The sequence below is a fragment of the Mycobacterium helveticum genome (assembly GCF_007714205.1).
In the GTDB taxonomy this organism is placed as follows: Bacteria; Actinomycetota; Actinomycetes; order Mycobacteriales; family Mycobacteriaceae; genus Mycobacterium; species Mycobacterium helveticum.
Map to the genome: position 1 here is coordinate 1 of NZ_VMQU01000190.1, position 6,710 is coordinate 6,710.

General features: G+C 69.6%; 4 protein-coding genes. 2 read left to right on the top strand and 2 right to left on the bottom strand.

Annotated elements, in window-relative coordinates; translation table 11 throughout:
- A partial coding sequence (locus tag FPZ47_RS25735) for an ATP-binding cassette domain-containing protein (RefSeq protein WP_428321253.1) occupies nt 1-1,983 on the top strand: 1,983 nt, incomplete at its 5' end.
- A 64-nt stretch (nt 1,984-2,047) separates the two neighbouring features.
- Nucleotides 2,048-4,003 carry an acyl-CoA dehydrogenase family protein gene (locus tag FPZ47_RS25740; RefSeq protein ID WP_144951245.1) on the top strand — a complete coding sequence of 652 codons (1,956 nt, stop codon included), beginning with the start codon at nt 2,048-2,050 and terminating at the stop codon, nt 4,001-4,003.
- Nucleotide 4,004: 1 nt separating this feature from the next.
- On the opposite strand, the gene FPZ47_RS25745 is transcribed toward FPZ47_RS25740, so the two are convergent.
- Together FPZ47_RS25745 and FPZ47_RS25750 are read right to left on the bottom strand one after the other, a co-directional pair.
- Nucleotides 4,005-5,459 (bottom strand): MFS transporter, encoded by a 1,455-nt coding sequence (locus FPZ47_RS25745; RefSeq protein WP_144951243.1) that lies wholly within the window; start codon nt 5,457-5,459, stop codon nt 4,005-4,007.
- Nucleotides 5,460-5,833: 374 nt separating this feature from the next.
- On the bottom strand, nt 5,834-6,301 hold the full coding sequence (locus FPZ47_RS25750) for an LppP/LprE family lipoprotein (RefSeq protein ID WP_144951310.1): 468 nt from the start codon (nt 6,299-6,301) through the stop codon (nt 5,834-5,836).
- Between the last annotated feature and the right edge of the window lie 409 nt (nt 6,302-6,710).

The window sequence follows — 6,710 nt, forward strand, 5'->3', positions numbered from 1 at the left end:
CCGACGCAGCGCCCCACCCAACGGATGCCGGTGGTCCTGCAGGCGCCGCCGCGGCCGACCCAATCCGGCGCCCATGCGCAGCCGGCCCCGCCGCCCGGCCCGCCGCCGGACGCCACCGGGGCCGAACGCCCGAAAAACCGGGGCCTGATCAGGCGGATGACGGATGCGACGCGCAAGCTGCGCGCCCCGCGCCCTTCTTTCCGCTCCGAGGAGGCGGACCCGACCTATCGGCTGCCGCTGCGGCCGGGGGCGCGCACCACGGGGATGGCCGCCCACCGGGTGCGGCTCACCGTCGACGGGCGCGAGGTCATCGGGGACGTGTCGTTCACCGCGCGTCCGGGCACGCTGACCGCGGTGATCGGCCCCTCGGCGCCGCGCAACTCCGCGCTGCTGGACATGCTCGCGGGCACCCGGTTGCCCGACTCCGGCGTGGTCACCGTGGACGGACACGACGTGCACGCCGACCCGGCGGCGATGCGCACCCGCATCGGGATCGTGGCGCGCGACGACCGGCTGCACCGCAAGCTCACCGTCCGACAGTCGGTGCGGTACGCCGCCGAACTGCGGCTTCCGCCCGACACCACGCCCGCGCAGCGCCACCGGGTGGTGGACCAGGTGCTGGAGGAACTCGAACTGGCACCGCACGGCGCGACACCGGTTGGCAAGCTCGCGCCCCCGCTGCGCCGGTGCGTGTCGCTGGCGACCGAACTCGTCAGCCGGCCCACCCTGCTCGTGGTGGACGGCGTGGGCACCGCACTCGACGCGGCGCAGGAGAGCCACGTGATGGCGATCCTGCGCCGCCAGGCCGACCTCGGTTGTGCCGTCGTCGTCGCGATGGCATCGCAGACCTCCCTGGCCCGGGTCACGATGTGCGACCAGGCCGTCGTGCTGACCGGCGCCGGCGCCCCGGCGTACGTCGGCACGCCGCTGCAGGCCGAACCCGTGCTGGGCACCGCGGACTGGTCGAGGATTCTCGCGCAGGTCGGCGCCGACCCCGACGGCGCCCATCGCTCGTACCGGGAGCGGCAGCAGGCGACGGCGTCCCCGGCGCGCCCGGAGATCGCCGCGCCGTGGCCGCCGCCCGCCGAGCTCACCCTGTCCCGGCAAACCGGTGTGGTGATGCGCCGCCAGGTTCGCCAGCTTCTCGCCGGCCGCGCCCACGTCGCCTTCCTGGTACTGCTGCCGCTGGTGTTCGCGGCGCTGACGTTGCTGATACCGGGCGATTCCGGGCTGGGCTGGGCCGACCCGTCCGGCCCCAACCGGCACGAGGCCGTCGAGATCCTGGCGGCCCTCAACTTCGCCGCCGTGGTCATCGGCACCACACTGACCATCCGCACACTGGTCACCGAGCGCCTCGTGTTCCGGCGGGAACAGGCCGTCGGGCTCTCCGCGGCGGCCTACCTGGCCGGCAAGCTCGTCGTGTTCGCGGTCGCGGCGGCCGTCCTGACGGCCGTGCTGACCACCATCGTGCTGATCGGCAAGGGCGGGCCCGTGCGGGGCGCCGTCCTGCTCGGCAGCGCCGATCTCGAGTTGTATGTGAGCGTGGCCGTCACGGCCGTGGTCTCGGCGATCGTCGGGCTGGCACTGTCCGCGCGGGCCCGGTCCCCGCGTGAGGTCGTGCCGCTGGCGGTGCCGGTGGTCCTGGCGTCGCTGCTGTTCGCCGGGGGGTTGATCCCGCTGGTGGGCACGTGGGGCTACGACCAGATCTCCTGGTTCGTGCCGGCCCAGTGGGGCTTCGCGGCGTCGGCGTCGACCGTCGACCTGCGCCGCGTCGACGCACTGGCCGCCAACATCGAGATGTGGACCCACTACGTCGGCTGGTGGGTGTTCGACATGAACATGCTGGTGCTGTTCGGCGCGCTGTGGGCGGGGCTGGCGTGGTTCTGGCTGCTGCCGCGCGGGCACCGGGCCCGCACCGCGGCGCCACGTCCGGCGCAGGCCGAACCGGCCGAGCGGACCGGCCGAAAAACCGGGCGCGCGTAACGGTTTCGCGCGCCGTTGTCGCGTGGTGGTTTCCGCCGCGCGAGCGGCGGGCTACGGTCGGGTTATGGCGCCAGAAACGACGAGCACGGCCGGGCACCTGCGCAACGCGCTGGACGGGCGTTGGCGCGACGTGAAGAACCGGATGCGGGCCACCATGACCGAGGACATGTTCCGCCCGCACTACACGCCCCACACCGTGATCGCGCGCACCAAGGTCGGCGAGCAGATGAGGATCATGGCCGCGTTCGGTGCCGCCGGCGACAACTTCCGCAAGGAACACGGCGGCACCGGCGACGTCGGGGCGGCGATCACCATGATCGAGATGCTCGCGATGTCGGACCTCTCGCTGATGGTCAAGGCCGGGGTGCAGTGGGGCCTGTTCGGCGGTGCCGTCGAGAACCTGGGCACCGAACGCCACCACGAAGCCCACGTCAAGAAGATCATCAGCCTCGAGTTGTGCGGCTGTTTCGCAATGACAGAGACGGGCCACGGCAGCGACGTGCAGTCGCTGGAGACCACCGCGACATACGACGCCGAGACCCAGGAGTTCGTCATCGACTCCCCCACCCCGTCGGCACGCAAGGACTACATCGGCGGTGCCGCCGAAACAGCCACCATGGCAGCGGTTTTCGCGCAGCTGATCACCACCGACGAGGGCAAGCCGGTCAACCACGGCGTGCACTGCCTGCTGGTCCCGATCCGCGACGCCGACGGCAACGACCTGCCCGGCGTGACGACCTCGGACTGCGAGTACAAGGGCGGCCTGCCCGGTGTCGACAACGGCCGCATCATGTTCGACCACGTGCGGGTCCCGCGGGTCAACCTGCTGAACAAATACGGCGACGTCGCGCCCGACGGCACGTACACCTCGCCGATCGACAACCCCAACCGGCGGTTCTTCACGATGCTGGGCACACTGGTGCGGGGCCGGATCACCGTGGGCGGCAGCGCGGGCGCCGCGGCGCGCGTCGCACTGGACATCGCCACCCGATATGCGTTGCAGCGCAGGCAGTTCAGCGCACCCGACGACGCCGACACCGAGGTGCTGATCATGGACTACCTGGTGCACCAGCGCCGGCTGTTCCCGTTGATCGCGAAGTCCTATGCGCTGCAGTTCGCCCAGAACGAGCTCGTCGGCAAATGCCACGACGTCCAGACCGCCGACGCACCCGACGCCGAGGAGCAGCGCGAGCTGGAATCGCGCGCCGCCGGGCTGAAGGCGGCCAACACCTGGCACGCCAGCCGCTCCATCCAGGAGGCGCGGGAAGCCTGCGGCGGCGCGGGCTACATGGGCGAGAACCGGCTGGTCGGCCTGCGCGGCGACACCGACGTGTTCACCACGTTCGAGGGCGACAACCACGTGCTGACCCAGCTGGTCGCCAAGGAACTGCTCACGGCCTACGCCGACGACATCCGCAGCATGAGCCCGGTCGAATGGGTGCGCTTCGCCGCCGGCACCGTCAGCGACCGCGTCGTCAAACGCACCGCGGCGGCGACCATCATCCAGACCATCGTGGATGCCCGGCAAGACAACGAGGAGGAGGGCAGCCTGTTCAACCGCGGCACGCAGATCAAGATGTTCGAGGACCGCGAAGAGTATCTGCTGTCATCCGTCGCGCGCCGGCTGCAGGCCAAATCCAAGGAGATGGCGGCTTTCGACGCGTTCAACGCCGTGCAGGATCACGTGCTGCACGCCGCGACCGCGCACATCGACCGGGTGATCCTGGAGGCCTTCGTCGCCGGCATCGACTCGTGCGAAGACCAGCGGGCACGCGAGCTGCTGGAGTTGGTCTGCGACCTCTACGCGCTGTCGGTGATCGAGGAGGACAAGGCCTGGTACGTCGAGCACCGCTACCTGTCCACCGATCGGGCCAAGGCGGTCACCCGCGGGATCAACGACCGCTGCCGGGCGCTGCGCCCGCACGCGCGAACGCTGGTCGACGGCTTCGGCATCCCCGAGGAGCTGCGCTACGCCGAGATGCTGCACCCGGAGAACCTGCCGGACGCCGCCACGTCCTGACTCAGGTCCTGACCGGTTCCCCGGCGACAACCTTCACGCTCGCCTCCAGGCTGCGTTGGCCCGCCGCCACGTCCCGGTGGGCCGGCGCCTGCACGAGCGTGCGGCGCGGACGCACGTACCGCGTCCAGGTCAGGGCCGCCGCGACGAGGTAGCAGGCCAGGAAGCTCCAGAACGCCGGGGTTTCGGTGCCGCTGCTGACGTACGACTGCCGCAGGGCCAGGTCGATCCCGACACCGCCGAGGCCGCCGAACGCGCCGGCGAAACCGATCAACGATCCCGACATGGTCCGCGCCCACTGGCGTCGGTCCGACTCGCCGAGCGGCAGCGAGTGGCTGCGCTGTTCGAAGATCGACGGGATCAGCTTGAACACCGCCCCCTTGCCCATGCCGCAGAAGATGAACAGCGCGATGAAGCCGATGACGTAGCCGATCATCGTGATGCCGGGCGTCTGGTCGCCGGGACCGCGGGTGAGGTCGTCGCGGGTGCTGACCGCGACCAGCAGCCCGGCGCCCAGGATCATGCCGGCCACAACGGACAGGGTGACCCGGCCGCCGCCGTAGCGGTCACCGAGCCTGCCGCCGAGTATCCGCGCCGCCGAGCCCAGCAGCGGCCCGATGAAGGCGATTTCGGCCGCGTGCAGCGTCGCCTGCGCGTGGGTTTGCCCGCCCGCCAGCAGGTTGAGCTGGATGACCTGCCCGAAAGCGAACGCGAAGCCGATGAACGAGCCGGAGGCGCACATATACAGGAAGGCGATCCCCCAGGCGTCGGGCACCTTGAGGACGGACCGCACGTGGCTCACCTCGATGACGTTGGCGAGGTTGTCCATGAACAACGACGCGCCCAGGCCGGCGATCGCCAGCAGCACCAGGTAGATCGCGCACACCCAGTACGGCGAGTCGTTGCCGGCGGTCGCCAGCACCACGAGCCCGACCGCCTGGATGCCGGCCACGCCCAGATTGCCGAGACCGCCGGTCAGGCCCAGCGCCAGGCCCTTGCGCCGCTGCGGGTAGAAGGCCTCGACGTTGGCCAGCGAGGCCGAGTAGTTACCGCCGCCCAGACCGGTCAGCGCCGCGCACACCAGATACGGCCACAGCGGCAGGCCGGGATTGGCCAGCAGCACGATGGCCCCCAGGGTGGGGATCAGGAGCACCAGCGACGAGAAGATCGCCCAGTTCCGGCCGCCGAACCTGGCGGTGGCCATCACGTAGGGGATGCGCACGCACGCGCCGACCAACATCGCGGTCGCGCCCAGCAACAGCTTGTCGCCCGCCGTGAAGCCATAGACGGCCTGCGGCATGAACAGGACCATCACCGACCACAGGGTCCAGATCGAGAAACCGACGTGCATGTTCACGATGGACCAGATCAGGTTGCGCCGGGCGATGACGTTGTTACCGGTCTCCCACCCGATGACGTCTTCGGGGTCCCAGTGCGAGATGTGGCGCGCTCTTGCCATCGAATCATTGCCTTTCACGCCGAGTGTTGGAGGAGTCATCGAATCGCCCGCACCGACAGTGGGTCAGGCGATAAGTCGTCGGCCAAGTCGTGGGCCAAGTCACTTTTCGGACTCGGTCGACAGCGGAACGATCGGCCGTGCACGCCCCCTCCACGTCTGTGTGACGGCTTCGTGGGGCGACGTCTTCGTGGGGCGCACCCCTTCGTGCGCCGGATCAACGAGCCCGCACCGTCGGCCCCCTCGCCGTCGGCCCCCTCGCCGTCGGCGCTGCCTTCAGGATGCCAGGCCTCCCCCGCTCCTGGTGTCACCCGCCGCTAGGAGTGTGCTGGACGAAACCTGTGAAGATCCGGCGGTCGGGACCGCGGCCGGGTGCCCTACGAGTTCGGAATCTTGCCGAGAGCTCTCAGTTTGCCGTTCGGGCCGATCTGGAACCCCACGGTGCCGTGGCCGGAGGGACAGCAGGGCTCGTCGTCACCGACGCGCCACCGATACTGAACCGTGACCGTGTCATCCGACGGCGGCAGCACGGTGATGTACGGCTTCGGGTTCGGGGTGGGTTCGCCCAGCGGGGTGTTGTGGTCGAAGAAGATCAGCTGCTGGGGGGTCGACTCGCCGGCGATGGTGGGGATGAGGTGCACCCAGTGCAGCCGGCAGTTGCCGGTGTGTCCCCGCGCGATCTCGACCCAGGTGGTGCCCGGGATCGCAATCGGGACCGAGGCCACGGCCCGGCGCACCGTGTCGTCCGAGGGCCCGTCGGAATCTTTGCACGCGGCAGACGGTTTCGATGGCGCGCCCACCGGCTTCGACCCGCACGCCGCAGCCACCAGGATCAGCAGGATCATCGCCACCAGCCGACGCATCCGGCTAGCTTAACGAAGGCTGTGAATGTCCCACAGGTTTGGTCGAAAGCCGCCTTTGTCGGACTTTACCCCCGGCGCCGACGGTAATGTCGTGCCAGGCTCGACGGTCAAGGTTGACCCAAAATGAGCTGCGTCGATACGGATTTCCGCACGGATCACCAACTTTGCCGAGCCGTTGCGATGAAGCCGTAAAGCGCCGGAAACATCCGATGACCGATGCCGAAACATCCTTGTCGCACAATCGACGTCTGCACGCGCATCGAGGGAGGGACGAATCCGTGGCGAGGGAGCTTGATGGCGGCGCCCCCCCCCACCCCCCCCTGGCCCGCGAAAACCCCCGGGAAGCCTCAGTCGTGGTCAAAAGAGATGTGGTATATAACAAAGTGTAAAA

What these genes read in the sequence shown, in the direction of transcription:
- FPZ47_RS25740 (WP_144951245.1), top strand. Translation starts at nt 2,048, where the DNA reads ATGGCGCCAGAAACGACGAGCACGGCCGGGCACCTGCGCAACGCGCTG.
- FPZ47_RS25745 (WP_144951243.1), bottom strand. Translation starts at nt 5,459, where the DNA reads ATGGCAAGAGCGCGCCACATCTCGCACTGGGACCCCGAAGACGTCATC.
- FPZ47_RS25750 (WP_144951310.1), bottom strand. Translation starts at nt 6,301, where the DNA reads ATGATCCTGCTGATCCTGGTGGCTGCGGCGTGCGGGTCGAAGCCGGTG.